This is a genomic window from Brevundimonas guildfordensis (assembly GCF_014836405.1).
Lineage (GTDB): Bacteria > Pseudomonadota > Alphaproteobacteria > Caulobacterales > Caulobacteraceae > Brevundimonas > Brevundimonas guildfordensis.
Genome location: NZ_JACSQU010000002.1, coordinates 446,662 through 472,497 on the forward strand (window position 1 = coordinate 446,662; position 25,836 = coordinate 472,497).

A 25,836-nucleotide genomic window follows, 5' to 3' on the forward strand; every position below is an offset into this window, starting at 1 on the left:
TGGTGGACTTTACGCGCGCAGGCCCTATTGGGTGCCGGCGCTTCAGCAGCGCCGGATCAGGAGCGACCATGAGCCAGAATGATGAGTTTTCGGACGAAGACGGCGGCGGGTTCGACGTCGACGACTGGTCGCGGCTGACGCCCTTCGCCGGGTCGGTGGCGACGCTGGATGACGTCCAGGCGGGCAAGGCCGTCTTCGCCCTGGGCGATACGGAAGAGGCGCGCGTCATCGACATGGAGCTGCCTCAGCCCGTGATCTGGTGGGAAGAAGATGGCGAGCAGGCAGCGGTGATCGTGCAGGCCGAGGCCCACGTCGGACCCGACGGCGATCTGATGGAAGTGCTGGGGCTGATCCTGCCTGACGGCGGCGGGGCGGTGGCTCTGCTGGATGACGTCGATCTGGTGGACGACACCGATCCGACGTGGCGCGATCTGGTCGCGCGCGCCGTCGACATGGACGGCGAAGGCTAACGCTTCGGGCATCAGGGGCGAGGGCTGCGGGCAGCCCTCGCCTTGACGTTTTTAGGCGGCGCGCAGGGCCTCGACACCCGGCAGAACCTTGCCTTCCATCCATTCCAGGAAGGCGCCGCCGGCGGTGGAGACGAAGGTCATGTCGTCGGCCGTGCCCGCGTGGTTCAGGGCCGCGACCGTGTCGCCGCCGCCCGCCACGGCGACCAGCTTGCCGGCCTTGGCCAGTGCGGCGGCGTGTTTGGCGGCCGCGACCGTGGCCTTGTCGAAGGGCGGGACCTCGAACACGCCCAGCGGGCCGTTCCAGATCAGGGTCTTGGACAGGTCCATGGCGCGGTTCAGGCGGGCGACGGTTTCCGGCCCGGCGTCCAGGATCAGGTCGTCGGCGGCGATGCGGTCCAGGGCGCGCACGCCCGACTCGATGCCCGGCTTGACGCCCTTGGCCACCACCACATCGACCGGCAGCAGCAGTTCACAGCCCTGACGGCGGGCTTCCTCGATGATCTCGCGAGCGGTGTCGGCCAGATCCTTCTCGCACAGCGAGCCGCCGACATCGACGCCCTGGGCGAACAGGAAGGTGTTGGCCATGCCGCCGCCGATGGCCAGGTAGTCCAGCTTGGCGACCAGGTTCTTCAGCAGGTCCAGCTTGGTCGAGACCTTGGCGCCGCCGACGATGCCGATGACCGGCTTCTGCGGCGCGCCCAAGGCGGCGTCGAGGGCCTGAAGCTCGCGCTTCATGGCCTCGCCGGCGTAGGCGGGCAGCAGGCGCGCCAGGCCTTCGGTCGAGGCGTGGGCGCGGTGCGCGGCCGAGAAGGCGTCGTTGACGTAGAGGTCGCCGAGCTCCGCCAGCTGGGCGGCGAAGGCCGGGTCGTTCTTTTCCTCGCCCTTGTGGAAGCGGATGTTCTCCAGCAGCAGCACGCCGCCGGCGTCCAGATCGGCCACGGCGGCCTTGGCCTCATCGCCCACGCAGTCGTCGGTGAAACGGACGGGGCCGTGCAGCAGCAGCTCCAGCGGCTCGACCACGGGGCGCAGGCTCATCGACGGCACGCGCTCGCCCTTGGGCCGGTCGAAGTGGGCCAGCAGCACGACCTTGGCGCCCGCCTCGCGCAGGCGGTGGATGGTCGGCAGGGCGGCCTTCAGCCGGGTGTCGTCGGTGACCTTGCCGTCCTCCATCGGCACGTTGAAGTCCACGCGGACCAGGGCGGCCTTGCCCGAAAGGTCGGAAACGTCGTCGAGGGTGCGGAAGGTCATGGTGCAGTTCCCGATATTCCTTCTCCCTGTGGGAGAAGGTGGCCCGCAGGGCCGGATGAGGGTCGAAGGCGTCCGTCGGCGTAAGCCGTGGCTAGGGCGTGATCAAGCGGGCGTGAGCGCGAACGGCTGCGACGACGCTTTCGGGTTCACTCAAGGCCTGGGCGTTGGTGAAGCGCAGGACGGTCCAGCCCAGGGCTTCCAGATCAGTCTGTCTCAGGTGATCGCGGGTCATGACCTCGTCCCGATCATGGACGCCGCCGTCGATCTCGATCACCAGTCGTAGGCGATCACAGGCGAAGTCCGCGATGTATCGACTGATCGGATGCTGGCGACGGAACTTGTGGCCGTCGATCCGTCCGCTGCGCAGCAAGGCCCAGATGCGTTGCTCGGCCAATCCTGCGTCTTGTCGAAGGGAGCGGGCGAAGGCGGTGCGTTTCAATGTCATCGCGCCGACCCTCACCCTTTCGCGCAGCCAATCGCCTTCGGCTCTTGGGCGCTCAAGCCCTCTCCCAGCGGGAGAGGGCCCTTGCGTTTTCCTTACAGGAACTTGGCCATCACCAGAGCGGTGTCGGCCATGCGGGTCGCGAAGCCCCACTCGTTGTCGTACCAGGTCAGGACGCGAGCCAGCTTGCCGTCGACGACCTGCGTCTGCGGCAGGGCGGCGGTCGAGGAGGCGGCGACGTGGTTCAGGTCGATCGAGACCAGCGGATCGGTGGTCGTGGCCAGGACGCCGCTCATCGGGCCGTTTGCGGCGGCCAGCAGGGCGGCGTTGATTTCCTCGGCGGTGACTTCGCGACCGGCGACGACCTTCAGGTCGACGACCGAGACGTTCGGGGTCGGGACGCGGATCGACGAGCCGTCCAGCTTGCCCTTCAGTTCGGGCAGGACCAGGCCCAGGGCCTTGGCGGCGCCGGTCGAGGTCGGGATCATGGACAGGGCGGCGGCGCGGCCGCGGTACAGGTCCTTGTGCATCGTATCCAGCGTCGGCTGGTCGCCGGTGTAGGCGTGGATGGTGGTCATGTAGCCACGCTCGATGCCGAACAGGTCGTGCAGCACCTTGGCCACCGGGGCCAGGGCGTTGGTCGTGCACGAGCCGTTGGAGACGACGATGTCGTCGGCCGTCAGCGTCTCATGGTTGACCTTGAAGACAATGGTCTTGTCGGCGTTGTCGGCCGGGGCCGAGACCAGCACGCGCTTGGCGCCCGCCTTCAGGTGAGCCGAAGCCTTGTCCTTGGAGGTGAAGATGCCCGTGCATTCCAGGGCGATGTCCACCTTCAGCTCGGCGTGCGGCAGGTTGGCGGGGTCGCGCTCGGCCGTGACCTTGATCTTGCCGGTGCCGACGTCGATCCAGTCCTCGCCGGTCGTGACCGTGCCGGGGAAGCGGCCGTGCACCGAGTCATAGCGGAACAGGTGGGCGTTGGTCTCGACCGGGCCCAGGTCGTTGATCGCCACGACCTCGATGTCCTTGCGGCCGTGCTCGACGATCGAGCGAAGGACGAGGCGGCCGATGCGGCCGAAGCCGTTGATGGCGACGCGAACGGTCATGGGGAGCAGTCTCCTAAACTGGGGGCGGTGATGATTGGCGCCTTAGTGGGACGGAGCGCGCGCGGTTGCAACCCCGTCGCCGTAACAAGGCCCGTAACAAGATATGATCGCCTGTAACCGTCCGGATGCGGTCAAGCCGCTCAGCAGCAGCGGAAGCCGCCCCCTTCGCCGAACCGTCGCGCTTCATGCAGGCGGAAGAAGGCGGTGCGGTCCAGCGGCGCCTCATCCGGATGGGTCGCCTTCGCATGGGCGACATAGGCGTCGTAGTCCGGCTGGCCGATCATCAACCCGGCGGTGCGGCGGGCGTCCTTGCCCCACCGCAGCAGCGTGTCCCGGCAGGCGCAGAGCAGGTCCGCGCCGCCAGGGGTCGAGGAAGCGGACGGCCTAAGCACGGGCGATGTCCATGGCTTCGTCCGCCAGGGTCAGTTCATGCGCGGCCGGGGTCTCCACCACGGTCGGTTGCTCGGACTTCAGCGCCTTCAGGCAGGCCCCGACGCCATAGACCACGACCGTCAGCACCACGAACAGGAAGCCCGCCGTCAGCGCCGAGTTGACGTAGTCGTTGACGATGACGCGGTGCATGTCGCCGATGGTCTTGGCCGGGGCCAGGATATCGCCGGCGGCGATCGCGTCCTGATACATGCGCGCGTGGGCCAGGAAGCCGATCTTCACGTCGGGGTGGAACAACTTCTGCAGCCCCGCCGTGACGGTGCAGATAAGCAGCCAGACAGCCGGGACCGCCGTGGTCCAGGCGAACCTCTGACGCTTCATCTTGAACAGGACGACCGTGCCCAGGATCAGGGCGACCGCCGCCAGCATCTGGTTGGCGATGCCGAACAGAGGCCACAGGCTGTTGATCCCGCCCAGCGGATCGACCACGCCGGTGTAGAGGAAATAGCCCCACAGCCCGACCGTCAGGGCCGTGGCCACGACATTGCCGGTCCAGGACTGGGTCTGGCGCATCTTCGGCACGGCCATGCCCAGCAGGTCCTGGATCATAAAGCGGCAGACGCGGGTGCCTGCATCGACCGTGGTCAGGATGAACAGGGCCTCGAACAGGATGGCGAAGTGATACCAGAAGGCCATCATGGCCTGGCCGCCGATGACGCCCGACAGGATGTGGGCCATGCCGACGGCCAGGGTCGGGGCGCCGCCCGCGCGAGACAGGATGGAGTTCTCGCCGACGTCCCTGGCCAGTTGCTCCAGTTCGGCCGGGGTGATGTGGAAGCCCCACTGGGCCACGGCGGCGGCGGCCGAGGCGGCGTTGTCGCCGATGATGCTGACCGGGCTGTTCATGGCGAAGTAGACGGCCGGATCCAGCACCGTGGCGGCGATCAGGGCCATGATCGCCACGAAGCTCTCACACAGCATGGCGCCGTAGCCGATCAGCGGGATCTGGTTCTCGTTCTCCAGCAGCTTGGGCGTGGTGCCGGACGAGATCAGGGCGTGGAAGCCGGACACGGCCCCGCAGGCGATGGTGATGAACAGGAAGGGGAACAGGGCGCCCGAGAAGACCGGGCCGGTGCCGTCGATGAAGGGGGTGATGGCCGGCATCTGGATGTGCGGGCGCACGATCAGGATGCCGATGGCCAGGGCGACAATGGCGCCGATCTTCAGGAAGGTCGACAGGTAGTCGCGCGGGGCCAGCAGCAGCCACACCGGAATGACCGAGGCGATGAAGCCATAGGCCATCATGGCCAGGGCCAGAGTCGTGCCCGATAGCGTGAAGGCCGGGCCCCAGAACGGATCCGCGGCGATATGGCCGCCGCCGATGATGGCCAGGATCAGCAGCACCACGCCGATGACCGAGACCTCGCCCACGCGGCCGGGCCGCAGATAGCGGGTGTACAGGCCCATGAAGACGGCGATGGGGATGGTGGCGGCGACGGTGAAGGTGCCCCACGGGCTCTCGGCCAGGGCCTTGACCACCACCAGCGCCAGAACGGCCAGGATGATGACCATGATCATCAGCACACCGACCTGGGCGATGACGCCGGGGATCGGTCCCATTTCGGTGCGGACCATGTCGCCCAGCGACCGGCCGTCGCGGCGAGTCGACATGAACAGGACGATCATGTCCTGCACGGCCCCGGCCACGACGGCGCCGACCAGAATCCACAGCACGCCGGGCAGATAGCCCATCTGCGCCGCCAGCACCGGCCCGACCAGAGGGCCTGCGCCCGCGATGGCCGCGAAGTGGTGGCCGAAAAGGACGTTACGCGGCGTCGGCACATAGTCGAGGCCGTCGTTGTGTCTGACGGCGGGCGTGGGCCTGCGCGCGTTCAGCCCCAGCACCTTCCCGGCCAGATAGCGGGCGTAGAAACGGTAGGCGATGGCGTAGACGCACAGCGCCGCAACCACGATCCACACGGCGCTGATGCTCTCGCCCTGATGCAGGGCGATGACGCCGAGGGCTACGGCCCCCAGAATGGCGATGGCGCCGAAAATCAGCGCCGTCCTGAACTTGCCCATGGCGAAAGGTCCCTCCGTGGCCGACTGCCTGCGGCCTTCCGCCTTTTTTGAACCTTAATCGCGCCCGGCGCCAATCGACAAAAGTCGAAGAAGCTTGGCCGTTCCTCCTCCCTCAGGCGGAGACGGATTACGGAGCGATCACCCGCACCTTGCCCGCCGCCTCGGATGCACGCGCACGCGCCTCGTCGGTATCCGCGCCGCGCGCCAGAGCCACGCCCATGCGTCGGCGCTCAAAGGCTTCGGGCTTGCCGAACAGGCGCAGGTCGGCGGTCGGAACCGACAGGGCCTCAGCCACGCCCTCGAATACGACGCCTTCGGCTTCCATACCGCCGTAGATGACCGCGCTGGCGCCCGGTTCGCGCAGGGAAACGTCCACCGGCAGTCCGAGGATGGCGCGGGCGTGCAGGGCGAACTCGCTCATGGTCTGAGTGGCCAGCGTCACCAGCCCGGTGTCGTGCGGGCGCGGCGACACCTCCGAGAACCAGACATCGTCGCCCTTCACGAACAGTTCGACGCCGAAGACACCGAGGCCGCCCAGAGCCTCAGTTACCCTGGCCGCGATGGCCTGGGCCGCCTTCAGCGCGGTCTCGCTCATGGCTTGCGGCTGCCAGCTTTCGAGATAGTCGCCCTTCTGCTGGCGGTGGCCGATGGGGGCGCAGAAGTCCGTGCGCACGGCGCCGTCGCGCAAAGACCGCACCGTCAGCAGGGTGATCTCATAGTCAAAGTCGATCCGGCCCTCGACGATGACGACCCCGCCCGCGACCCGGCCTGAGGCTTCGGCATAGGCCCAGGCGTCGGCGACGCCCTCAGGCCCTTCGACATAGGACTGACCCTTGCCCGAGGACGACATCACCGGCTTGACGAAGCAGGGGAAGCCCACGGCCTGCGCGCCCGCCGCCAGTTCCTCGGCCGAGGCGGCGAAGGCGTAGGGGCTGGTCGGCAGGCCCAGCTCTTCGGCGGCCAGACGGCGGATGCCCTCGCGGTTCATGGTCAGCTGCGTCGCCCGCGCAGTCGGGATGACGCGCGCAAAGCCCGCTTCCTCGATGCCCGCCAGCACGTCGGTGGCGATGGCCTCGATCTCGGGCACGATGATGTGCGGCGCCTCAGCCAGGATCACGCCGTTCAGCACCTGGGCGTCGGTCATGGGGATGACGTGGCTGCGGTGCGCCACCTGCATGGCCGGGGCGTTGGCGTAGCGGTCGACGGCGATCACCTCGGCGCCGAGGCGCTGCAGCTCGATCGCGACCTCCTTGCCCAGCTCGCCAGAGCCGAGCAGCATGACGCGGGTGGCGTGGTCGGTGAGGGGTGTGCCGATCTTCATGGCGTCAGGCTCCTAAAAGTCGTTCAGGTTCCGGGCGCGGCCGGGACTGCATAGAGGCGGCGGAAGGCGTCCAGCGCTGCGCCGTGGTAGATGGTGGCGTGGCTTTCGGCGGGACGCGGGGTGAAGTCCCATTTGACGCCGGGCAGAGCGTGATCACGCAGGTTGGCGGTCAGCACGTCCATCGGCGCCTGCATCATCTCGCCTTCGTCGCCGAGCATCAGCATCAGGGTCCGGGAGGCGTTTGAGTGGTCGCGCAGGTGGGCGCCCGACTGCCGCGCCAGCTTGCCGCCGTCCCACCACAGGCTGGGGCTGACGGCGACATAAGCGTCGAACATCTGCGGCTCTTTCAGGAAGGTCTCGACCACGAACAGCCCCGCCAGAGACTCGCCCATCAAAGCCGTCTCGCCGCTGGTGCGCAGGCGGCCTTCGATGAAGGGCTGAACTTCTTCGCCGATGAAGCGGCGGAAGCGCTCGGAATGGCCCTGCGTCGGATAGCGGGCGATCAGTTCGGCGTCGTCCGTCGGCAGGGCCAGTTCGTTGCGGCGATCGACCGAGGCGACGCCGACGACGATCACATCGCGCGTCGTGCCGACGATGGTCCCCAACTGGGCGATGCCCGAGATGTGGTGAAAGTCCTGATCCTGACCGCCGTCCAGCACATAGAGGACCGGATAGGTCTGGCCGCTTTCAGCATAGCCGGGCGGCAGCCAGACGTTGATCTCGCGCGTCTGGCCCAAGATTGTCGAGGGCAGGGCGTAGGACCGGCCGATGACGATGGGCGTCTCGGCAACGGCGGGTGCGTCATCGACCGTGGGTGCGGCGAGCGCGGGAGCGCCGCCCGCCATCGACAAGCCGAGGCTCAAGACGAGGGCGAGGCGGCGCATCAGGCTTACAGCCGCGCCTTGGCCTGTTCCACCACGGCCTCGGCGGTGATGCCGAACTCGCGGTAGAGGACCTCAGCCGGGGCCGAGGCGCCGAAGCCGGTCATGCCGACGAAGCCGCCATCCTCGCCGATGAAGCGCTCCCAGCCCTGCTTGATCGCGGCCTCGACGGCGACGCGGACCGTGCCGCGGCCGATGATCGCGTCCTGATAAGCCTTGGGCTGCTGCTCGAACAGGGCGAAGCAGGGAACCGAGACGACGCGGGTCGGCGTGCCTTCGGCTTCCAGCAGTTCGGCGGCCTTCAGGGCCAGCGCCACTTCGGTGCCGGTGCCGAACAGGGTGACCTTGGCCTCGCCGTTGGCCGCCTTCAGCTCATAGGCGCCCTTGCGGGACAGGTTCTCGCCCGCGTCGGTCACGCGCACGGCCGGGGTCTTCTGACGCGACAGGCACAGGGCGGTCGGCGTGGTCTTGTGCTGCAGGGCGACCTGCCAGCACTCCAGCGCCTCGACCGTATCGGCGGGGCGCATGGTCAGCAGGTTCGGGATGGCGCGCAGGGCCGCCAGATGCTCGACCGGCTGGTGCGTCGGGCCGTCTTCGCCCAGGCCGATGCTGTCGTGCGTCAGGACGTGGATCGCCCGCACGCCCATCAGGGCGCCCAGACGGATCGCCGGACGGCTGTAGTCTGCGAACGCCATGAAGGTGCCGCCGTAGGGGATGACCCCGCCGTGCAGCGCCAGACCGTTCATCGCCGCGGCCATGCCGAACTCGCGGATGCCGTAGTTCAGATAGCGACCGGCGTAGTCCGGCGCGTCCATGATCTGGGTGTTCTTGACGAAAGTGTTGTTCGAGCCGGTCAGGTCGGCCGAGCCGCCGACCATTTCGGGGATGGCGGCGAACACCGTCTCCAGCGCCTCGCCCGAGGACTGGCGGGTGGCCATTGCGGGCTGGTCGGCGACCAGCTGCTTCAGCTTGGCGTCCAGCGCCTCGAAGGCGCCGGTCGGCAGGTCGCCGGCCATGGCGCGGGTGAAGTCGTCGCGGTGGTCGTGGTTCAGCAGACGGGCTTCCCACGCCTTGCGGGCCTTGCCGCCCTGCTTGCCGACCTTGGCCCAGGCCTTCTGGACGCCTTCGGGCAGTTCGAACGGCTCGAACGGCCAGTTCAGCCCCTGACGCGTGGCGGCGATCTCGACAGGGCCCAGAGCGGCGCCGTGGGTCTTGTGGCTGCCTTCCAGCGTGGCGGCGCCCTTGCCGATCTTGGTCTTGCACGCGATCAGCGCCGGCTTGTCCTGCTTGGTCGCCCAGTTCAGCGCCTTCTGGATCTGCTTGTAGTCATGGCCGTCGATGGCCTTGACCGCCCAGCCCGAGGCCTTGAAGCGGGCCAGCTGGTCGGTGGCGTCGGATAGCGACAGCTTGCCGTCGATGGTGATCTCATTGTCGTCCCACAGGACGCACAGCTTGTTCAGCTTCAGGCGGCCGGCCAGGGCGATGGCTTCCTGCGACACGCCTTCCATCAGGCAGCCGTCGCCGGCGATGACCCAGGTGCGGTGATCGACCAGATCCTTGCCGAAGCGTGCGGCCAGATGGCGCTCCGCCAGGGCGAAGCCGACCGAGGTGGCGAGACCCTGGCCGAGCGGGCCGGTGGTCGTCTCGATCCCGGCCATGTGGCCGTACTCCGGGTGGCCGGCGGTCTTGAAGCCCCACTGGCGGAAGTTTTCCAGCTGCTCGCGGGTCGCGTCCTTGTAGCCGGTCAGGTGCAGCAGGCTGTAGATCAGCATGGAGCCGTGGCCGGCCGACAGGATGAAGCGGTCGCGGTCGGCCCAGTCGGGGCGGCTGGCGTCGAACTTCAGGAATTTCGAGTAAAGCACGGTGGCGACGTCGGCCATGCCCATCGGCATGCCGGGGTGGCCGCTCTTGGCTTTTTCGACCGCATCCATGGACAGCACCCGGATGGCGTCGGCCATCTGCTTGGGCGAAGGCTTGGCGAATGCGGCTTGGGCGTCGGTCACGGCGAGACCTTTCCTCAGGAACAGGATAAAGCGGGGGCGGCGCCGCTTTACCCCGGCGCGCCGGCAGGTTCTACACGGAATCTGGAAGAAAGGACCCCCATGGACGCGGTTACGGCTGCAAAGGCGCGGATCGATCGGGCGCTGGCCGATCTGGAACGCAAGGTGTTGGAGCTGAAGGCGAGGCCCGCCTCGGCGCCGCCCATCCCCGACGACGACCTGTTCGCGCCGCGTCCTTCGAACGCGGCCGACGTGGCGCGCATCGCCGTGCTTGAAGACGTCGGCCAGGAAACGGCTCAGGCCCTGGCCCGCGCCGCCGACGCCGTGCGCGAGGTGCTGGCGCAGCAGCAGGCGGCCCCACAGCGGGCGGGACCAGAGGAGACGAACTGATGGCGACGGTGACGGTGGAAGTTCACGGCCGCCCCTATGCGGTGGGCTGCGCCGACGGACAGGAGGCGCGGGTGCGCGACCTTGCGTCCCAGTTCAACGAGCGGGTGCAGGGCGTTTCCGACCAGGTGGGGCAGGTCGGCGACGTGCGGCTGTTCCTGATGGCGGCGCTGATGCTGGCGGACGAGCTTCAGGAGGCGAAGCGCAACGCGGCGGTTCAGAACTCGGGCCGCGCCAAGGCGGCCGCTGCGGCGGCTGCGCCTCCCGCCGCCGCCAGCGAAGGCGTGGCCGAGGCCCTGAACGCGGTCGCCGCCAGGATCGAGAAGATCGTCCAGACGATCTGACGTGGGGGCCTTCCTCTCCACTCCTGGGGAGGAAGGCATTGTTGAAACTGCTCCGAACGCCTATCTTGCTGGACGGCGGGTCCTGCTGCGGCTCACGTCGAAGACAACATATCCTTCTGACCTTAATTCACTCATAGGGATCTGTCCCTGTCCGGGCTCGAGGGCCTGGGCATACGGAGCCCACCTGGCTACCCAGGTCGAGAGGATTTAAACGTTCTTCACGGCTCACGCGGCGCCGCCAACCTCTCTCTTTTTTATGCGCTATCGCTCGGCCCGCGGGGCCTCGCTGCTTGAGCGCGTTTGTGCGCCAACGCTCGCGACGCGGTCGCTCACTGCTTGAGCGCGTTTCCCGACTTTCCATCTGCTTCGTCATCCTCGGGCTTGACCCGAGGATCGGGTTGGGCGACGCGCTCTGCCTGTCGGCGTTCAGCGCGCCGTTGGGCTGGATCCTTGGGTCAAGCCCGAGGATGACGGCAGAAACGAGCGCCCCATGACCCCCAAGCACGAACTGCGCGCCGCGATGCGCGCCTTGCGCAAGCGCCTGGCTGAGGTGGATGCTGAGGCGGCCGAGCGGGCGGCGGGCCATGCTGACGCCCTGCCGCCCGGCGAGACCGTCGCCCTGTATCGCGCCATGGGATCAGAGCTGGACACCGACGTCCTGGCCAATCTCCTGCATCAGTCCGGACGGCGGTTGTGTCTGCCGGTCGTGCTGGAGCGCGACGCGGCGATGATCTTCCGCGCCTGGGCGCCGGGCGAGCCGCTGGAGCTGGACGCCGCCGGCTGTCCCGCCCCCCTGCCGCTGGGCGAGGTCGTCACACCCGATCTGATCCTCACGCCCCTGCTGGCGTTCGACGCGCACGGCGGGCGTCTGGGGCAGGGCGGGGGCTACTATGATCGAACCTTCGCCGTTCTGCCGGAGGCCCGACGCATCGGCTTCGCCTATGCCGGCCAGGCGGTCGAACGGCTCGATCTAGAGCCGCATGACATCCGTTTGCATGGCGTTCTGACCGAGACCGGCTATAGAGCCTTCGCATGAGACTGGCATTTTTCGGTGACGTGGTCGGCAAGTCCGGGCGCGATGGACTTTCGGACCATCTTCCGGGGTTGAGGCGTGACCTCAAACTCGACTTCGTGGTGGTCAACGCCGAGAACGCGGCGGGCGGTTTCGGCATCACCGAGAACACGGCCAACGACATCTTCAACGCCGGGGCGGACGTCCTGACGCTGGGCAACCACAGCTGGGACCAGCGCGAGGCCCTGACCTATATCGTGCGCGAGCCGCGCCTGATCCGCCCGGCCAACTATCCGCGCCTGATGGACGCGCCGGGGCGCGGCGCCGACGTCTTCGTCACGCCGGACGGCCGCCGGGTGCTGGTCATCAACGTGCTGGGCCGCGTCCACATGGACCCGATGGACGACCCGTTCAGCGCCGTCGAGCGCGAGCTTGAGGCTGCGCCTCTGGGCGTCGTCGCCGACGCCGTCATCGTCGACATGCACGCCGAGGCGACCAGCGAGAAGATGGGCATGGGCCACTTCTGCGACGGCCGCGCGAGTCTGGTGGTCGGCACCCACACCCACGTCCCGACCGCCGACGCGCAGATCCTGCCCGGCGGCACTGCCTATCAGACCGATGCTGGCGGCTGCTGCGACTATGACTCCGTCATCGGCAACGACAAGGAAGAGCCGCTGCGCCGTTTCACCACCCGGCTGTCGGGCGGGCGCTACACCCCCGCCAGCGGCCCGGCCACCATCTGCGGCGTGTACGTCGAGACCGACGACCGCACCGGCCTGGCCAAGCGCGTCGAGCCGATCCGCGTCGGCGGCCGCCTCAGCCAGGCGATCCCGCAGGTCTAGGCCCCAGGTCTAGGCCCCAGGGGCCTGATCCCGACGCGCCCTCAGCCGCAGGCGCAGGGTCCGCTGGCTGCGCAGGGTGATCTGGTGAGTGGGGCGGGGCTCGGCCCGGGTGATGGCCTCGACCTCGGCGGCCTTGAGGATTTCCGCCAGGGCGATCACCGCCTCCTGCAGGGCGAAGGCGGCGCCGATGCAGATGCGCGGGCCGCCGCTGAACGGCAGCCAGGCGTAGCGATCGATCGACTTGCGGTTCTGGGGCAGGAAACGTTCGGGGCGGAAGGCGTCGGGGTCTTCCCATAGCTTCTCGTGGCGATGGATGACCCAGGGGGCGATCAGCACGCTCTGACCCGCCTTCACCTGATGGCCGCCGATCTCGTCGTCCGCCAGCGCCTGCCGGATCATGGCGGGAGCGGGCGGGAACAGCCGCATGGCCTCCTCGATCACCGCACGGTGCCAGACCAGGTCGCGCACGCCGTCCGGGCGGCGGTCCCAGCCGTCGGCTTCGGACTTGAGGATGTCGGCCACGCGCCGGTCGCGGCTGATCAGGTGCAGGGCCCAGCCGAGGGTGCGCGCCGTCGTCTCGTGCCCCGCCAGGATGAAGGTCAGGATGTTGGAGGCGACCTCATGGTCCGACAGGCCCGAACCGTCGCCTTCTTCGTCGCGCGCGTTCAGCAGGGCGGTCAGCAGATCGTCAGGGGCGTCGCCGCGTTCCAGTCGGGCGCGGCGCCGGGTCACCAGGGCGGCGACCCGCTCCTCGAAGAAGCGTGCGGCGCCGCCCGAGGCCACGCGGCCTAGACGCGGGATCCAGTCAGGCGCCTTCAGCGCATCCAGCGGACTGATCCGCGCCCCGACCGACAGATACTGATTCAAGGCCTTCTCGAACCCGGCGGCGTCGCCGTCCAGGTCATCGGAGAACAGGGTCGCCGACAGGATGTCGAAGGTCAGGCCGCTCATCTCGCTGTCGATGTTCAGGACGCGCGCGCCATGATGCGGCAGGCGCCAGCTCTCGACCCGGCGTCGGCAGACCCGATCCATGATGTCCGCCGTCCGAGGCGTGTAAGCCGGAGTGAACAGAGGCGCCATGATGCGGCGCTGGCGTCGCCACTGCTCGCCCTCGGTCAGCAGCAGGCCGTCGGCCAGCATGGGCCCCAACACCCGTCTTTGCAGGTCGCCCTTCACATAGTTGGCGGCGTTGTCGGTCAGCACATGACGAACGCCCGCCGGTTCGCTGACCACCAGCGACCGCCCCAGCGGCGACTGGCCGCTGATGTAAAGTTCCTTGAAGTGGGCGTCGCCCCAGATTTGCAGCGGATCGCGCCAGCTCTGCCACAGGAAGGGCAGCAGGCTCATTCGCTGGGTCCGGCGCGGCGGCGTCCAGGGGCGGAAGGTCGAGGCGGCGGCGTCGCTCATGAAGCGCTCCTTCTCGGGGCGCCTAATGTAGGCGTCCGCGCGCCTCGCGGAAGGGCTAGCGCGCCGCCTGCCGGGCCTCCAGCGCGCGCAGGCTGGCTTCTTCGGCCTTCAGGTCTTCAGTCAGTTGGGCCTTCAGCGCCGGGTCGGCGATGGCGGCCAGCGCGGCGCGCGTCTCCTGCACCGCCTGACGACGGGCGGCGATCAGGCGCGACAGTTCGTCCGCCTCATGCAGGGCCGGACCCGAAGCGGTCGCACGACGGATCGCCTGCGCCTCTTCTTCCTCGGTGGTCTTCAGCGCGGCGGCCTGCCGGGCGGCGGCCGCATCGCGCAGGGCGTGCTGGACGGGATCGCCGCCCTCGAACTCGCAGGCCGACAGCAGGGCGGCGCCCGCGACGACGAGGATGAGGGCGCCAATCCCGGCTTTTGCCCGCATCAGCCTTCGATCCAGTTGGGCATCCAGCCTTCGTGGAACTCCCGCACATGGGCGACGGGGATGCGGAACAGCTCGCCCTTCGGCCCCGAGGAGGCGAAGTCCGCGCCCTTGACCTGGCCCACGACCGAGGCGTGCAGCCCGGCGTCCTGGGCCTTGGCGATCAGGGCGTCGGCGTCCGACACGGCGACCAGATAGCGGGCCTGATCCTCGCCGAACAGGAAGGCGTGGGCGTGGGCATGGCTGGAGGCGTTCAGCTCGATGCCGACGTCCGAGGCCAGGGCGATGTCCGCCGCCGCCCCGACCAGGCCGCCGTCCGACAGGTCGTGGACCACGGTCAGTTCGCCCGCCTCGATCAGGCCGCGCACGAAGTCGCCGGTCTTGCGTTCCAGCTTCAGGTCGACCGGCGGCGGGGCGCCGTCCTCGCGGCCCAGAACTTCACGCAGGTAAATGGAGGCGCCCAGTTCGCCGTTGGTTTGGCCGATCAGCACCAGCACGTCGCCCTCGGCCGCGCCGCCGAAGCCGGTGGTCACGTCGTAGTTGCTCAGCAGGCCGACGGCGCCGACGGTGGGCGTCGGCGGAATGGCGACGCCGTTGGTCTCGTTGTAGAGGCTGACGTTGCCGCTCACGACCGGGAAGTCCAGCTCGCGGCAGGCCTCGGCCATGCCGTCGGTGGCGCGCACGATCTGGCCCATGATCTCGGGGCGCTGCGGGTTGCCGAAGTTTAGGTTGTCGGTGATGGCGATCGGACGCGAGCCGACGGCCGTCAGGTTGCGCCAGGCCTCGGCCACAGCCTGCTTGCCGCCTTCATAGGGGTCGGCCTGGACATAGCGCGGGGTGCAGTCGCTGGTGACGGCCAGACCCTTTTCCGTGCCGTGGACGCGGATCACGCCCGCGTCTGCGCCGGTCGAGGAGTCCTGCAGGGTGTCGGCCATGACGTGGCGATCGTACTGCTCCCAGATCCAGCGCTTGGACGCCATGTCGGGGCAGGCGATGACCTTCAGCACCGCGTCGTTCCAGCTTTCCGGCGCAGGGACTTCAGCCGGATCGAGGCGCGGTTGCAGCTCGGGCTGGACCCACGGGCGGTCATACAGCGGCGCGTCGTCGAACAGCGGGGCCAGCGGCACGTCGCAGACGATCTCGCCGTGGTGCTTCAGCACCAGATGGCCGGTGTCGGTGGTCTGGCCGATGACGGCGAAGTCCAGGCCCCACTTCTGGAAGATGCGGTAGCCGACGTCTTCGTAGCCGGGCTTCAGCACGGCCAGCATCCGCTCCTGCGACTCCGACAGCATCATCTCATAGGCGCTCATGCCGGTTTCGCGCTGGGGCACCTTGTCCAGGTCCAGCTCGACGCCGACGCCGCCCTTGCCCGCCATCTCGACGGAGGAGGAGGTCAAGCCTGCCGCGCCCATGTCCTGAATCGCGGCGACCGCGCCCGAGGCCATCAGCTCCAGCGTGGCTTCGATCAGCAGCTTCTCGGCGAAGGGGTCGCCGACCTGCACCGTCGGGCGCTTGGCGTCCGACTCATCGTCGAACTCGGCCGAGGACATGGTGGCGCCGTGGATGCCGTCGCGGCCGGTCTTGGAGCCGAAATAGACCACGTCGTGACCCGCTTCCGGCGCAGCCGAATAGTAGATCTCATCGGCGCGGGCCAGGCCCACGCACATGGCGTTGACCAGGATGTTGCCGTTGTAGCCCTTGTGGAAGTTGGTCTCGCCCGCGACCGTCGGCACGCCGACGCAGTTGCCATAGCCGCCGATGCCGCTGACCACGCCCTTGACCAGGCGCTTGGTCTTCTCGTGGCCCGGCTCGCCGAAGCGCAGGGCGTTCAGCAGGGCCACCGGGCGCGCGCCCATGGTGAAGACGTCACGCATGATGCCGCCCACGCCCGTCGCGGCGCCCTGATAGGGCTCGATGTAGGAGGGGTGGTTGTGGCTCTCCATCTTGAAGATGCAGGCGTCGCCGTCGTCGATATCGATCACGCCGGCGTTCTCGCCCGGCCCGCAGATGACGCGCGGTCCGGTGACCGGGAACTTCATCAGCTGGTTCTTGGACGACTTGTAGGAGCAGTGCTCGGACCACATGACCGAGAACACGCCCAGCTCGACCTGGTTGGGCTCGCGGCCCAGCCGGTCCAGCAGGACCTGATATTCATTGGGGGCGAGGCCGTACTCTTCGGCCAGTTGGGCGATGGTTTTTTGGGGCGCGCTCATGGGCGGGCCTTCTAGCCCTCTCCGAGGCGTCTGTCAGCCCTCACCGGCGTTCGACGCCGCGCCTCAGACCAAAGGTCACGATGACCCCCGCCACCACCAGCACAAAGGCCGCCGCCAGGGCCGTGAAGGCCAGCACCGGCTTGATCTCCTGCTCGGCCACGAAGGCGCCGACCAGACCCCAGGCGATGGGCAGGGGATAGGCCATCGTCCGCAGCGCCCAGGTCACGCCGATCCCGACCAGGGTGGTGGCGACCACGGCCAGCACGGCCCAGCCGGTCGGCGACAGGGCGGCGGGCAGGGCCTCGAACGCCGTCGCCACGGTGATCAGGTTCAGCGGCGACGCGACCGTCAGCCACCCCGCCAGCGCCGCCAGCGGCCAGATCAGGAACCAGCGGTCCCGCTCCGTCGTCCCGGTCGCGCGAATGGCCCGCGCATTGGCCAGCATCGGCAGCAGCAGAGCCAGGAGCGAGGCGAAGATGACCAGAACACTGGCGGCCTTCAGGTTCATCGCCGCCATGATGATCCAGAAGCCGATGCCGAAGAAGGCCACGGCCGAGGGCCAGCCCATGCGGTTGATCAACATGCTCTCGCCCGTCTGCGGCAGGGCCTGGCGACCGGCGTAGATCAGTGTGCCCAGATACAGCAGGCTCCAGATCGAGAAGGCGTAGCCAGCTACTCGCAGGGTCTGGTTGCCGTCGGCGGCGAACTCGGCCTGGCTCAGGCCGAAACCGCCCAAGGCCTGCACAATGGGCACGATAACGGCGAAGACGGCGGCGGCCAGCACCGCCAGCCGACGCGTCCGCTGGGCGGGGGTGGGGCGTTCGATGGCGATCATGCGTCTCTCCGGCTCAGCTTCACCTTAACTACGCGCCGGGGCCAAGAAGGTTCATCGGGCCACGATGGAACCGCCGCCCGCCTTCCCGCCTTGCTTTCAGGTCATTGAAGGAGGTCGTCATGCCTGACCCAAACAAGCCGGAACCCATCGAGCAGACGCTTGAAGAGGAGGTCGAGACCAACCGCGCTCTGGAACAGGGCCTGGGCGTCGGCGCTCGCGAACTGGCCGCCATCCACGAGTCAGGCGCCGAGGGCACCCTCGAGCGCGCGACAGATGAGGACGGCGAACCGGTTGAGGAAGAGGTCGAGGTAGGCGACGCTGGCCGCAGCGCCAGCGTCCTGGATCGCAAGGAGCCTTAAACGGCCGCGTAGATGCTCTGGAACAGGGTGGCGCCGTCGGCGCTGCCCAGTTCGGCTTCGAACGCGCGGTCGGGGTGAGGCATCATGCCCAGCACATTGCCTCGCTCGTTTTGCAGGCCGGCGATGTCGCCGACCGAGCCGTTGGGGTTGTCGACGTAGCGGAACACCACCTGGCCTTCGCCCTCGATGCGCTTCAGCGTTTCTTCGTCGGCGTAATAGTTCCCGTCGGCGTTGCCCTGGGTCATGACGATTTCGCGTTGGCCCTGGTAGCCCGAGGTGAAGCGGGTCTGGGCGTTGGCGACCGTGATGCTGATCGGCTTGCAGATGTATTTCAGGCTGCTGTTGCGCATCAGGGCGCCCGGCAGCATGCCGGCTTCGCACAGGACCTGGAAGCCGTTGCAGATGCCGACCACGGTGACGCCGTCGTCGGCGGCCTTCTTGACCGCCTGCATGATCGGGGCCTGGGCCGCCATCGCGCCGCAGCGCAGATAGTCGCCGTAGGAGAACCCGCCCGGCAACACGATCAGATCGAGGCCCTTGGGCAGTTCGGTCTCGGCGTGCCAGACCATCTGGACCTGCTCGCCAGTGGAACGTTCGACGGCGACCTTGCAGTCGCGATCGCAATTGGAACCGGGGAAAACAATGACGGCTGCGCTCATGGCCGGGCCTCCTAGCACCCTTCGGCGGGAATGTCAGGCGGGGCCGCAAAATGAAAAGGCCGCCCACGGCGGGGCGGCCTTTCCCGTCAGAGCGAACGCCCGGTTCAGGCTGTCTGACGACGGCGCTGCAGCGTCAGGGCCGCAAAGCCCGCCAGCGCCATGGCGAGCATGATCATGGCCCACTCGGTCAGGGTCGGGACGGCGGCGGGGGTCGATGTGGTCGTGGGGCCCACCGCGATGCTGGCGGGATTGACGCCGACGGTGATGGTTTCGGCCACGGTGTTCGTGGCCGTATTGATGACCGAGACCGTCCCGGGGATCACGCCGCCGTGGGCGCCGTAGTTGGCGACATAGAGGCGTGATCCGTCGCCGGAAAAAGCCAGGGCGTGAGGGTTCGATCCTACGTTGGTGGCGGATGCCTGCGCGTGACCCGTCGTGTCATAGCCATAGACAACGCCGCTCGTATTGTAGCTGGCGACATAGACCAGAGCGCCGTTCGGGTGCACGGCGGAGGCGTGTGGGGTGGACCCGACGGCAAAATTGCCGATCACCGTGTGGTCGCTGGTCTGGATTTTCGTCAGGGAACCGCCGTTGCCGTTGGCGACATAGGCGAAGCTTCCATCGTTGGAGAAGGCGACATTGTAGGCGGACGTCTGGGCCGGAACGCTGGCGATGACGGTGTTGTCGCTCGTGCGGATGACCGAGACCGTGCTGCTATTGAAGTTGACCGCATAGACAAAGGCGTTGTCGGGGGAGACGGCTACGCTGATCGGGCCATCATCGACATTCACAATGCCGATGACCGTGTTGGTGCTCGTGTTGATGATCGAAACGGTGTCCGACCCGAAATTGGCGCTGTAGGCGCGGGCGCCGTTGGGCGACACAGCCACGCCATAGGGCGTGCTTCCGACGGGAATGGTGGTCAGCAGGGCGTGGTTGGCGGTGTCGACGACCGAAACCGTATCGGCGCCGGCGTTGGCGGTGTAGGCGCGAGGGCTGTTGGGCGATATGGCTATGCTTTGGGGATTGGCCCCGACGGCGACGTTCTGGATCGAATTCCCCTCATTGGGGCGAATGATCGAAACCGTGTTGGAACCGGCGTTGGCGATATACAGTGTCTGGGCGAATGCTGGCCCGGCCAGGCCCATTGAAAGGGTTGCGCCGAGAAGCGCGCATCGCGCACGCCGAGTGAATGCCATAATGTTCATGATGGCGCCTGTCCCCTCCAGTCAAGAAACGTTGATTTCTTGCTGATGGGTAAAAGCACTCTTCGTTGTTTATGGCAACGCTTGAGGGGCGATCGTGATCACGCCGATCCGCCGCGTCCGGTCAGCCAGGCGACGACCCAGACCGCGAAGCCGCCGAGCGACAGGGCGACGCCGACCCACCCGGTCGAGGTCCAGCCCCAGCCCGCCGCCACAGCCATCCCCGCCAGCAGGGGGCCGATGGCGTTGGCCGTGTTGAAGGCTGAGTGGTTGAGGGCGGCGGCAAGCGTCTGTGCGTCGCCGGCGACGTCCATCAGCCGCGTCTGCAGCACCGAGCCCAACCCGCCGCCGCCGCCGATCAGCAGGACCACGATCATCACCGCCCACAGGTGAGGCGCGGCGAGGGGATAGAGGGCCAGCGCCGCCGCGCTCCACAGCAGCAGGCCGCCCGCCGCGATCATGCCGAAGCGGTCGGCCGCCCAGGCCCCCAGCAGGTTGCCCGCCATCATGCCTACGCCGAACAGGGCGAAGACCCAGGGCAGGACCTCGGGCCCCACGCCTGTCACCGCCTTCAGCGTCGAGGCCAGATAGGCGTAGACCGCGAACATCCCGCCGAAGCCGACGGCGCCGACGCCCAGCGTCAGCCACACCTGTCCGCGCTTCAGGGCGCCCAGTTCGCGCCACGGGCTGGCGTCGGGGTGGGCCGGATCGCGCGGCGCGAACAGGGCGACCAGGGCCATGGTCAACACCGCCAGAACGCTGACGATGGCGAAGGTCCAGCGCCAGCCGAAATGGTGGCTGACGGCGTTGGCGACCGGCACCCCGATCACCGTGGCGACGGTCAGGCCCAGCAGGATGGTCGAGACGGCGCGGGTCCTCAGCCGCAGCGGAACCAGAGACGCCGCGACCAGAGCCGCCACGCCGAAATAGGCGCCGTGCGGGATGCCGCTGAGAAAGCGGAAAGCCAGCATCCACTCATAGGTCGGGGCGATGGCGCTCAGGCCGTTGCCGACGGCGAACAGGGCCATGAAGGCGATCAGCAGCAGCCAGCGCGGCAGGCGCGCGCCCAGCACGGCGAGGATCGGCGCCCCCACCACCACGCCGGCGGCGTAGGCGCTGATGACATGGCCGGCTTTCGGCTCGCTGACGCCCAGCCCTGCGGCGAAGTCAGGAAGCACGCTCATGGCGGCGAACTCGGTGACGCCGATCGCGAATCCGCCCATGGCCAGCGCCAGCAGCACCAAGGCGACCTTGCCCGGTTCGGACACGCGCTCGACCGGCGGGCGGACGGCGTCCGCGTCGAAACAGGCGTCGGCAGGGGGCATAGGTTATCGCGATGCAGCAAGGGGAGAGTGCGCCGCAAAATGGGCGTGTCTGCTGAGACTTCAACCGAAGCCCCCGCCTTTTCACTATCACGCTTTGTGTCGTTAGCCCGCCAGCCCGGCGCGGATGCGCGGGTGCGAGACTGACAGGCCCAGGGCCTGCGCCGCGTAAAGCTCCAGCATCACGCGGTCCTCTTCGTCGTTGAGGCGCAGCCAGCGCGCCGCCATGGGCGGCGGCGCGTGATCGCGGGTCGAGACATCGGGCAGGCCCAGTCCGCCCGTCGAAACCGTCTGGGCCAGACGCACCGACGGGGAAAGGGTGCGTACCTCATCGATGTGCGGCGGGCTGCCGACCAGGATCGGCTCTTCGTCGTGATAGAAGAGATAGAGAGCCTCGCTGTCCGGCAGGCGCGCCTTGGTCAAGGGGCGCAGCGGCTGATCCAGCAGCCGCCGCAACAGGTCGGGCAAGGCCGACAATCGCCCTTCATGCGAGGCCGCCATCCGGCGATCAGCCCCGGTTCTCATAGGTCGCCGTAATCGACGCCTTGGCCAGGGTGTGGAAATGCAGGTTGAAGCCGAAGACCGCGCCCGAGTTGTCCTCGGTCACGTCCAGACGCTCCACGTCGACCGCGAAGACGGTGAAGATGTAGCGGTGCGGGCCGTGGCCGGGCGGCGGGGCGGCGCCGCCGAAGCCGGGCTCGCCATAGTCGGTGCGCCCCTGCACGGCGCCCTTGGGCAGATGCGCGCCGCCCACGGCCCCAGCGCCTGCGGCCAGCGCGCTGACGTCCGCGGGGATGTTGGCGACCGTCCAGTGCCAGAAGCCCGAGCCGGTGGGGGCGTCGGGGTCGTAACAGGTGACGGCGAAGCTCTTGGCGCCTTCCGGCGCGCCGGACCACGACAGCTGCGGCGAGGTGTTTCCGAACGCCTTGACCTGGGCGTCGGGCAGGACGCCTCCGTCGGAAAAATCGGTCGAAGTGACGGTGAAGCTCATGGCGGCGCTCTCCCTTTGGCGGCGGATTCGATCTCTAGGCTAACGGAAGACTCGCCACAGGCGTTGCCGCGCGACATTCTGTCCCCAGTTGAGGTCAAGCTGTCTTGATGAGCGGAGTGACGGGATGCTGCAAGCCCTGTTGGACCGAACCTTTCAGACGCGGGCGATTCGGGTGAGGCTTCCGGACGGCCGAGAACTGACGGCGGGGCCGGGGGAACCGGAACTGACGGCCGTGCTGACGGATATGAAGGCGGCGGTCGCCATCGCCGCCAACCCCGACCTGGCCTTGGGCGAGGCCTTCATGGACGGGACGTTCCGCATAGAGGGCGGCAGCGTCTACGATTTCCTGCAGCTAACGGCTTCGCAGATGGCGTTGCGACCACGCTCGTTGAAGCTCTCCTGGATGCAGCGCATCCGGCGAGGCGCGGAGCAGGCCAACGATCGCCTGCACGCGCGCAGCAACGTCCACCACCACTATGATCTGACGGTCGACTTCTATCGCCTGTTTCTGGACGAGGACCTGCAATATTCCTGCGCCTTCTTCGAGACGCCGGAGGCCACTCTGGAGCAGGCGCAGGTCGCCAAGAAGCGCCGCCTGATCGACAAGCTGATGCTGGAGCCGGGCCACACCGCCCTGGACATCGGCGCCGGTTGGGGCGGGCTGGGCCTGTCGATGGTCGAGCGCGGGGCGCGCGTGACCGGCGTCACCCTGTCCACCGAACAACATCGCACGGCCAATGAGCGGGCGGCGGCTCTGGGCGTCACGGACCGCGCCGACTTCCGACTTCAGGATTACCGCGACCTGGACCAGACCTTCGACCGCATCATCTCGGTCGGGATGTTCGAGCACGTCGGGGCGCCGAACTATCAGGAGTATTTCGACGCCGTCGCCCGCCTGCTGGACGACGACGGGGTGGCGGTGATCCACGCCATCGGCCGCAACTCGCCGCCGAACCGCACCCAGCCGTGGATCCGCAAATACATCTTCCCCGGCGGCTATATTCCGGCGCTGTCGGAGGTGCTGCCCGCCATCGAGCGGGCTGGACTTTGGGTCACCGACATGGAGATCCTTCGGCTGCATTACGCCGAGACGCTGCGGCACTGGCGCGAGCGGTTCCTGGCCCGGCGCGGCGACGCCCTGGCCATGTACGATGAGCGCTTTTGCCGGATGTGGGAGTTCTACCTGGCCTGCAGCGAGGTCGCCTTCCGCGAGCTGGGCCACATGGTGTTCCAGCTGCAGCTGTCCAAGAAGCAGACCTCCGTGCCGCTGAGCCGGGATTATCTGTGCGGGTGAGCAGCTTTCCTCCCCATGCAATGGGGAGGGGGACCGCGTAGCGGTGGAGGGGCTTTACAACAGCGGAACCAAGCGGCCCCTCCGTCACGTCGGCTGCGCCTCCGCGCCACCTCCCCATTGCATGGGGAGGAAATGAAAAAGGCCGCCCTTGCGAGCGGCCTAAATCATCTGATCGATTAGCGCCTCAGGCGACTTCGATCCGGTAGCTTTCGATGACCGTGTTGGCCAGCAGGGTCTCGCACATGCGCTTCACCTCGGCCTCCTTGTCGGCCACGCCATCGTCGAGATCGAACTCGATCAGCTTGCCGACGCGGGCGTTGGCGACGCCGGCCCAGCCCAGACCCTGCAGGGCGCCTTCGACGGCCTTGCCCTGGACATCCAGGACGCCGGGCTTGAGGAAGACGTGAACTTTGACCTTGGCCATTAATGCAGCCCTCCTTGGATCACGGTCGGCATGTCCTTCATGATGCCGAGGCGGCGAGCCACCTCGGTGTAGCTTTCGATGACGTCGCCCATGTCGCGGCGGAAGCGGTCCTTGTCCAGCTTCTCGCCCGTGGTCGAATCCCACAGGCGGCACGAGTCGGGGCTGATTTCGTCGGCCAGGATGACGCGGCTGAAGTCGTTCTCCCACACGCGGCCGAACTCGATCTTGAAGTCCACCAGGGTGATGCCGACGGCGCCGAACATGCCGCACAGATAGTCGTTCACCCGCACCGTCATGGCCAGGATGTCGTCCAGCTCCTGGGTCGAGGCCCAGTTGAACGCCGTGATGTGCTCTTCGGTCACCATCGGGTCGTTCAGCTCATCCTTCTTGTAGTAGAATTCGATGATCGAACGGGGCAGGGGCGTGCCCTCTTCCTGGCCCAGGCGCTGGGCCAGCGAGCCGGCGACGACGTTGCGGCAGACGACTTCCAGCGGAATGATCTCGACTTCGCGGATCAGTTGCTCGCGCAGGTTCAGCCGCTTGATAAAGTGGTTGGTCACGCCGATCGTGTTCAGGCGCGACATGATGAATTCGCTGATGCGGTTGTTGATGACGCCCTTGCCCTCGAGCGTCGCCTTCTTCTGCGCGTTGAAGGCGGTCGCGTCGTCCTTGAAGTACTGGATCAGCGTGCCCGGCTCAGGCCCCTCGTACAGGATCTTGGCCTTGCCCTCGTAGAGCTTCTTGCGCTTGGTGTTCATCATCGGGTCCCGGATGGGAAGGAAACGGACGGCCTCAAAACGAAAAGCGCGCGGCCCGAAGTCGGGGCGGCGCGGTTCCTGAATCGATGGCGGCTGTGACAGAGCCACGCGCCCTTTAGCCGAAGGGCGTCTGTGACACAAATATCCTGAAGCGCCCTTACGTCAGCGTCGCCACGGAAGCCCGGTTGCGTTCGGTCGCTCCGGGGGCCATAGAGCCCATTGCGGACAAGACTTGGTCCGCGACTGGAGTTACGACGCGCATGACGACCTTCGACGATCGGGAACGGGCCTTCGAGTCCAAGTACGCCCTCGATCAGGAACAGGAATTCAAGGCCATCGCGCGTCGCAACAAGATGCTGGGCCTGTGGGCTGCCGAGAAGATGGGCCTGTCGACCGAGAGCGCCGAGCAATACGCCGCCGCCGTGGTCCGCGCTGACTTCGAGCAGCCGGGCGAGGAAGACGTCTTCCGCAAGGTGGCCGGCGACTTCAAGGCCTCGGGCATGACCGTCTCCGAGGGCGAGCTGCGCTCCAAAATGGACGAACTGGCCTCGATCGCGCGCGAACAGATCCGCGCCGGCGAGTAAGCCATTGGATCAGCCCGGGGGGGCTTGATGGCTGAATTCCTGATGGGGTTTCCAAAATGGCAGTGGCTGGCGACAGCTGCTGCCTTTTTGTTGTTCGCCGGGTTTGAGGCGCTGAGGCCGCGCCGTTCCGCGGGGGCGGGGCGCTGGAAAGTCTGGATCGTCAACCTTAGCCTCTATGCCTCTGGCGCCGTCCTGGTCGTGTTGCTTGCGCCGCTGGTGATGCAGGGCGCGACCTGGATACAGGGCGTGCTGGGGTTTCCGCCGCTGGTGGGACTGGGGATGCCCGCATGGCTGCTGGTCGTCGTCAGCTTCCTGTTGATTGACCTGATCGCCTATCTCGAGCACGCGGGTTTTCATGCGGTGCCTGCGCTGTGGAGGATGCACCAAGTGCATCATTCCGATCCCGAGCTGGATGCCTCCACGGGGGTCAGGCACCATCCGCTGGAAAGCCTGATCGGCGCCTTTCTGCAGCTCACCCTGTTCGCCGTTCTCGGGCTGCCGATCCTCGTCATCCTGGCCTATGCGGCGGTGATGACCGTCTGGCAGTTCTTCACCCACTCCAACCTGAGTCTGCCTGAGCCGCTGGATCGTCTGGCGCGGGTGCTGGTGGTGACGCCGGGGATGCATATCGTCCATCACTCGGTGCAGGCGGACGAGGGCAACAGCAATTTCGGCATGGTCCTGTCCGTCTGGGACCGGCTGTTCGGCACCTATCGTCGGCGTCCGGCGCCGGAGCGGCTGACCATGGAGCTGGGCCTGCTCGGGCGTGCTGAGCGCCAGGCCTTTGGCAGGCTGCTGCTTTCGCCGTTGCGGCGATAATGGCGTCCGCAGCA

Annotated in this window: 28 protein-coding genes and 1 other RNA gene; 10 read left to right on the top strand and 19 right to left on the bottom strand. The window is 67.7% G+C overall.

Features of this window, described 5'->3' with window-relative positions; genetic code table 11:
- Positions 1 to 68 precede the first annotated feature (68 nt).
- On the top strand, positions 69 to 470 hold the full coding sequence (locus tag H9656_RS10740; RefSeq protein WP_191744235.1) for a hypothetical protein: 402 nt from the start codon (positions 69 to 71) through the stop codon (positions 468 to 470).
- 51 nt (positions 471 to 521) lie between these two features.
- On the opposite strand, the gene H9656_RS10745 is transcribed toward H9656_RS10740, so the two are convergent.
- The 8 genes from H9656_RS10745 to tkt all read right to left on the bottom strand — a co-directional run bounded on the left by H9656_RS10745 (position 522) and on the right by tkt (position 9,895).
- Positions 522 to 1,718 (bottom strand): phosphoglycerate kinase, encoded by a 1,197-nt coding sequence (locus H9656_RS10745; RefSeq protein ID WP_191744236.1) that lies wholly within the window; start codon positions 1,716 to 1,718, stop codon positions 522 to 524.
- Between the two features lie 91 nt (positions 1,719 to 1,809).
- Entirely contained in the window at positions 1,810 to 2,163 is a 354-nt protein-coding gene (locus tag H9656_RS10750) for an endonuclease domain-containing protein (protein WP_225212440.1), read from the bottom strand.
- A 92-nt stretch (positions 2,164 to 2,255) separates the two neighbouring features.
- Positions 2,256 to 3,263: a type I glyceraldehyde-3-phosphate dehydrogenase gene (gene gap, locus H9656_RS10755; RefSeq protein WP_191744238.1), complete on the bottom strand. Its 1,008-nt coding sequence runs from the start codon at positions 3,261 to 3,263 to the stop codon at positions 2,256 to 2,258.
- Positions 3,264 to 3,403: 140 nt separating this feature from the next.
- Positions 3,404 to 3,655 carry a YbdD/YjiX family protein gene (locus tag H9656_RS10760; protein WP_318240634.1) on the bottom strand — a complete coding sequence of 84 codons (252 nt, stop codon included), beginning with the start codon at positions 3,653 to 3,655 and terminating at the stop codon, positions 3,404 to 3,406.
- Positions 3,648 to 5,735: a carbon starvation CstA family protein gene (locus H9656_RS10765; RefSeq protein ID WP_191744239.1), complete on the bottom strand. Its 2,088-nt coding sequence runs from the start codon at positions 5,733 to 5,735 to the stop codon at positions 3,648 to 3,650. Before H9656_RS10765 ends, H9656_RS10760 begins: the two co-directional genes overlap by 8 nt.
- Positions 5,736 to 5,862: 127 nt before the next feature.
- Positions 5,863 to 7,056 (bottom strand): formate-dependent phosphoribosylglycinamide formyltransferase, encoded by a 1,194-nt coding sequence (gene purT, locus H9656_RS10770; RefSeq protein WP_191744240.1) that lies wholly within the window; start codon positions 7,054 to 7,056, stop codon positions 5,863 to 5,865.
- Positions 7,057 to 7,079: 23 nt separating this feature from the next.
- The gene (locus H9656_RS10775; RefSeq protein WP_191744241.1) at positions 7,080 to 7,940 is read right to left on the bottom strand and encodes an alpha/beta hydrolase; all 861 of its coding nucleotides are present in this window, start codon (positions 7,938 to 7,940) and stop codon (positions 7,080 to 7,082) included.
- A 5-nt stretch (positions 7,941 to 7,945) separates the two neighbouring features.
- Entirely contained in the window at positions 7,946 to 9,895 is a 1,950-nt protein-coding gene (gene tkt / locus H9656_RS10780; RefSeq protein ID WP_225212483.1) for a transketolase, read from the bottom strand.
- 144 nt (positions 9,896 to 10,039) lie between these two features.
- Here tkt and H9656_RS10785 point away from each other — a divergent pair, with 144 nt between their 5' ends.
- The 5 genes from H9656_RS10785 to H9656_RS10805 all read left to right on the top strand — a co-directional run bounded on the left by H9656_RS10785 (position 10,040) and on the right by H9656_RS10805 (position 12,522).
- The gene (locus H9656_RS10785) at positions 10,040 to 10,327 is read left to right on the top strand and encodes a hypothetical protein (RefSeq protein ID WP_191744243.1); all 288 of its coding nucleotides are present in this window, start codon (positions 10,040 to 10,042) and stop codon (positions 10,325 to 10,327) included.
- Entirely contained in the window at positions 10,327 to 10,668 is a 342-nt protein-coding gene (locus H9656_RS10790; RefSeq protein WP_191744244.1) for a cell division protein ZapA, read from the top strand. Before H9656_RS10785 ends, H9656_RS10790 begins: the two co-directional genes overlap by 1 nt.
- 79 nt (positions 10,669 to 10,747) lie before the next feature.
- Positions 10,748 to 10,908, top strand: a non-coding RNA gene (gene ssrS / locus H9656_RS10795) — 6S RNA.
- 250 nt (positions 10,909 to 11,158) lie between these two features.
- Positions 11,159 to 11,704 (top strand): 5-formyltetrahydrofolate cyclo-ligase, encoded by a 546-nt coding sequence (locus tag H9656_RS10800; protein WP_191744245.1) that lies wholly within the window; start codon positions 11,159 to 11,161, stop codon positions 11,702 to 11,704.
- Positions 11,701 to 12,522, top strand: a complete 822-nt coding sequence (locus H9656_RS10805) for a TIGR00282 family metallophosphoesterase (RefSeq protein ID WP_191744246.1) — start codon at positions 11,701 to 11,703, stop codon at positions 12,520 to 12,522. Before H9656_RS10800 ends, H9656_RS10805 begins: the two co-directional genes overlap by 4 nt.
- Before the next feature lie 9 nt (positions 12,523 to 12,531).
- Here the strand turns inward: H9656_RS10805 and H9656_RS10810 are convergent, their stop codons facing one another.
- From H9656_RS10810 to H9656_RS10825, 4 genes are read right to left on the bottom strand one after another with little or no spacing between them, the layout of a single operon-like run.
- Positions 12,532 to 13,929 (bottom strand): cytochrome P450, encoded by a 1,398-nt coding sequence (locus H9656_RS10810; RefSeq protein WP_191744247.1) that lies wholly within the window; start codon positions 13,927 to 13,929, stop codon positions 12,532 to 12,534.
- Between the two features lie 55 nt (positions 13,930 to 13,984).
- Positions 13,985 to 14,362, bottom strand: coding sequence for an indole-3-glycerol-phosphate synthase (locus tag H9656_RS10815; protein ID WP_191744248.1), 378 nt, complete (start codon positions 14,360 to 14,362; stop codon positions 13,985 to 13,987).
- On the bottom strand, positions 14,362 to 16,572 hold the full coding sequence (gene purL / locus H9656_RS10820) for a phosphoribosylformylglycinamidine synthase subunit PurL (protein WP_191744249.1): 2,211 nt from the start codon (positions 16,570 to 16,572) through the stop codon (positions 14,362 to 14,364). Before purL ends, H9656_RS10815 begins: the two co-directional genes overlap by 1 nt.
- Positions 16,573 to 16,612: 40 nt before the next feature.
- On the bottom strand, positions 16,613 to 17,407 hold the full coding sequence (locus H9656_RS10825) for a hypothetical protein (RefSeq protein WP_191744250.1): 795 nt from the start codon (positions 17,405 to 17,407) through the stop codon (positions 16,613 to 16,615).
- A gap of 119 nt (positions 17,408 to 17,526) precedes the next feature.
- On the opposite strand from H9656_RS10825, the gene H9656_RS10830 reads away from it, so the two are divergent.
- Entirely contained in the window at positions 17,527 to 17,766 is a 240-nt protein-coding gene (locus H9656_RS10830; RefSeq protein WP_225212441.1) for a hypothetical protein, read from the top strand.
- On the opposite strand, the gene purQ is transcribed toward H9656_RS10830, so the two are convergent.
- The 5 genes from purQ to H9656_RS10855 form a co-directional block, all read right to left on the bottom strand.
- Positions 17,763 to 18,425, bottom strand: a complete 663-nt coding sequence (gene purQ, locus H9656_RS10835; RefSeq protein WP_191744251.1) for a phosphoribosylformylglycinamidine synthase subunit PurQ — start codon at positions 18,423 to 18,425, stop codon at positions 17,763 to 17,765. The genes H9656_RS10830 and purQ overlap by 4 nt on opposite strands.
- 104 nt (positions 18,426 to 18,529) lie before the next feature.
- The gene (locus H9656_RS10840; protein WP_191744252.1) at positions 18,530 to 19,573 is read right to left on the bottom strand and encodes an IPTL-CTERM sorting domain-containing protein; all 1,044 of its coding nucleotides are present in this window, start codon (positions 19,571 to 19,573) and stop codon (positions 18,530 to 18,532) included.
- Between the two features lie 158 nt (positions 19,574 to 19,731).
- Positions 19,732 to 20,955: an MFS transporter gene (locus H9656_RS10845; protein ID WP_225212442.1), complete on the bottom strand. Its 1,224-nt coding sequence runs from the start codon at positions 20,953 to 20,955 to the stop codon at positions 19,732 to 19,734.
- Between the two features lie 102 nt (positions 20,956 to 21,057).
- Complete coding sequence (locus H9656_RS10850; protein WP_191744253.1) at positions 21,058 to 21,453, bottom strand: hypothetical protein; 396 nt, start codon at positions 21,451 to 21,453, stop codon at positions 21,058 to 21,060.
- A 7-nt stretch (positions 21,454 to 21,460) separates the two neighbouring features.
- Complete coding sequence (locus H9656_RS10855) at positions 21,461 to 21,943, bottom strand: YbhB/YbcL family Raf kinase inhibitor-like protein (RefSeq protein WP_191744254.1); 483 nt, start codon at positions 21,941 to 21,943, stop codon at positions 21,461 to 21,463.
- A gap of 124 nt (positions 21,944 to 22,067) precedes the next feature.
- On the opposite strand from H9656_RS10855, the gene H9656_RS10860 reads away from it, so the two are divergent.
- Positions 22,068 to 23,237, top strand: coding sequence for a class I SAM-dependent methyltransferase (locus tag H9656_RS10860; RefSeq protein WP_191744255.1), 1,170 nt, complete (start codon positions 22,068 to 22,070; stop codon positions 23,235 to 23,237).
- Positions 23,238 to 23,421: 184 nt separating this feature from the next.
- Here H9656_RS10860 and purS read toward each other — a convergent pair whose 3' ends face one another.
- Positions 23,422 to 23,661, bottom strand: coding sequence for a phosphoribosylformylglycinamidine synthase subunit PurS (gene purS, locus H9656_RS10865; protein ID WP_191744256.1), 240 nt, complete (start codon positions 23,659 to 23,661; stop codon positions 23,422 to 23,424).
- Positions 23,661 to 24,419 carry a phosphoribosylaminoimidazolesuccinocarboxamide synthase gene (purC, locus tag H9656_RS10870; protein WP_191744257.1) on the bottom strand — a complete coding sequence of 253 codons (759 nt, stop codon included), beginning with the start codon at positions 24,417 to 24,419 and terminating at the stop codon, positions 23,661 to 23,663. Before purC ends, purS begins: the two co-directional genes overlap by 1 nt.
- 260 nt (positions 24,420 to 24,679) lie before the next feature.
- Here purC and H9656_RS10875 point away from each other — a divergent pair, with 260 nt between their 5' ends.
- Positions 24,680 to 25,003 (top strand): DUF1476 domain-containing protein, encoded by a 324-nt coding sequence (locus tag H9656_RS10875; RefSeq protein WP_191744258.1) that lies wholly within the window; start codon positions 24,680 to 24,682, stop codon positions 25,001 to 25,003.
- Between the two features lie 27 nt (positions 25,004 to 25,030).
- A complete protein-coding gene (locus H9656_RS10880) occupies positions 25,031 to 25,822 on the top strand; it encodes a sterol desaturase family protein (RefSeq protein ID WP_191744259.1) in 792 nt (263 codons plus the stop codon).
- Positions 25,823 to 25,836: the final 14 nt, after the last annotated feature.

Coding starts and splice junctions, on each gene's coding strand:
- purT (WP_191744240.1), bottom strand. CDS start 7,056: ATGAAGATCGGCACACCCCTCACCGACCACGCCACCCGCGTCATGCTG.
- H9656_RS10860 (WP_191744255.1), top strand. CDS start 22,068: ATGCTGCAAGCCCTGTTGGACCGAACCTTTCAGACGCGGGCGATTCGG.
- H9656_RS10845 (WP_225212442.1), bottom strand. CDS start 20,955: ATGCCCCCTGCCGACGCCTGTTTCGACGCGGACGCCGTCCGCCCGCCG.
- H9656_RS10875 (WP_191744258.1), top strand. CDS start 24,680: ATGACGACCTTCGACGATCGGGAACGGGCCTTCGAGTCCAAGTACGCC.
- purC (WP_191744257.1), bottom strand. CDS start 24,419: ATGAACACCAAGCGCAAGAAGCTCTACGAGGGCAAGGCCAAGATCCTG.
- H9656_RS10775 (WP_191744241.1), bottom strand. CDS start 7,940: ATGCGCCGCCTCGCCCTCGTCTTGAGCCTCGGCTTGTCGATGGCGGGC.
- H9656_RS10790 (WP_191744244.1), top strand. CDS start 10,327: ATGGCGACGGTGACGGTGGAAGTTCACGGCCGCCCCTATGCGGTGGGC.
- purS (WP_191744256.1), bottom strand. CDS start 23,661: ATGGCCAAGGTCAAAGTTCACGTCTTCCTCAAGCCCGGCGTCCTGGAT.
- H9656_RS10765 (WP_191744239.1), bottom strand. CDS start 5,735: ATGGGCAAGTTCAGGACGGCGCTGATTTTCGGCGCCATCGCCATTCTG.
- purL (WP_191744249.1), bottom strand. CDS start 16,572: ATGAGCGCGCCCCAAAAAACCATCGCCCAACTGGCCGAAGAGTACGGC.
- tkt (WP_225212483.1), bottom strand. CDS start 9,895: ATGGCCGACGCCATCCGGGTGCTGTCCATGGATGCGGTCGAAAAAGCC.
- H9656_RS10785 (WP_191744243.1), top strand. CDS start 10,040: ATGGACGCGGTTACGGCTGCAAAGGCGCGGATCGATCGGGCGCTGGCC.
- H9656_RS10810 (WP_191744247.1), bottom strand. CDS start 13,929: ATGAGCGACGCCGCCGCCTCGACCTTCCGCCCCTGGACGCCGCCGCGC.
- H9656_RS10850 (WP_191744253.1), bottom strand. CDS start 21,453: ATGGCGGCCTCGCATGAAGGGCGATTGTCGGCCTTGCCCGACCTGTTG.
- H9656_RS10740 (WP_191744235.1), top strand. CDS start 69: ATGAGCCAGAATGATGAGTTTTCGGACGAAGACGGCGGCGGGTTCGAC.
- H9656_RS10825 (WP_191744250.1), bottom strand. CDS start 17,407: ATGATCGCCATCGAACGCCCCACCCCCGCCCAGCGGACGCGTCGGCTG.
- H9656_RS10880 (WP_191744259.1), top strand. CDS start 25,031: ATGGCTGAATTCCTGATGGGGTTTCCAAAATGGCAGTGGCTGGCGACA.
- gap (WP_191744238.1), bottom strand. CDS start 3,263: ATGACCGTTCGCGTCGCCATCAACGGCTTCGGCCGCATCGGCCGCCTC.
- H9656_RS10750 (WP_225212440.1), bottom strand. CDS start 2,163: ATGACATTGAAACGCACCGCCTTCGCCCGCTCCCTTCGACAAGACGCA.
- H9656_RS10855 (WP_191744254.1), bottom strand. CDS start 21,943: ATGAGCTTCACCGTCACTTCGACCGATTTTTCCGACGGAGGCGTCCTG.
- H9656_RS10745 (WP_191744236.1), bottom strand. CDS start 1,718: ATGACCTTCCGCACCCTCGACGACGTTTCCGACCTTTCGGGCAAGGCC.
- H9656_RS10830 (WP_225212441.1), top strand. CDS start 17,527: ATGCCTGACCCAAACAAGCCGGAACCCATCGAGCAGACGCTTGAAGAG.
- H9656_RS10815 (WP_191744248.1), bottom strand. CDS start 14,362: ATGCGGGCAAAAGCCGGGATTGGCGCCCTCATCCTCGTCGTCGCGGGC.
- H9656_RS10805 (WP_191744246.1), top strand. CDS start 11,701: ATGAGACTGGCATTTTTCGGTGACGTGGTCGGCAAGTCCGGGCGCGAT.
- H9656_RS10840 (WP_191744252.1), bottom strand. CDS start 19,573: ATGGGCCTGGCCGGGCCAGCATTCGCCCAGACACTGTATATCGCCAAC.
- purQ (WP_191744251.1), bottom strand. CDS start 18,425: ATGAGCGCAGCCGTCATTGTTTTCCCCGGTTCCAATTGCGATCGCGAC.
- H9656_RS10800 (WP_191744245.1), top strand. CDS start 11,159: ATGACCCCCAAGCACGAACTGCGCGCCGCGATGCGCGCCTTGCGCAAG.